Origin of the sequence: Limnospira sp. PMC 289.06 (assembly GCF_032350395.1) — a bacterium.
GTDB classification, from domain to species: Bacteria; Cyanobacteriota; Cyanobacteriia; order Cyanobacteriales; family Microcoleaceae; genus Limnospira; species Limnospira platensis.
Genome location: NZ_JARPLC010000476.1, coordinates 1 through 502 on the forward strand (window position 1 = coordinate 1; position 502 = coordinate 502).

The following is a 502-nucleotide window of genomic DNA, read 5'->3' on the forward strand; positions in this document are numbered from 1 at the left end:
AAGTTAATCTGTATTTAACTAATGAACGGATACAAGCAGTTATTGACTCAAATACGTATAACGTTGAACCTCGCATCTCTATAGAACCTACCCTTTCAACTCAGTTTGGTAAATCCAACACACGCTACAATGGTGAAGAATGGATAACAGAACCTGTAACAGACACTTACACTGTTACTAGAGCATCTACGGCAACGTATGTAGACGCAGCAGGCAGGATTCGTACAGCCGCAGTGAATAAGCCTAGATACACATTTAATCCTGAAACGGGTGAACGGTTAGGGTCGTTGGTGGAGGAACAGAGGACTAATTTGGTATCGTGGAGTGAGGATTTTGATAATGCGACTTGGACAAAAACACGAGCAAGTATTACGCCAAATGTAATTGTTGCGCTTGATGGAAATTTAACTGGTGACAAGTTAGTTGAGGATTCAAGCACAAACACCGCCCACCATGTAAATCGTACATTTTCTGCAACATCTGGGACAACATATACATTAAT

At 41.0% G+C, this 502-nt stretch carries 1 protein-coding gene; it reads left to right on the top strand.

From position 1 onward, the window contains the following. Nucleotides 1-502, top strand: a 502-nt coding sequence (locus P5674_RS25865; protein WP_315670487.1) for a phage head spike fiber domain-containing protein, incomplete at both ends; no start/stop codon positions are given.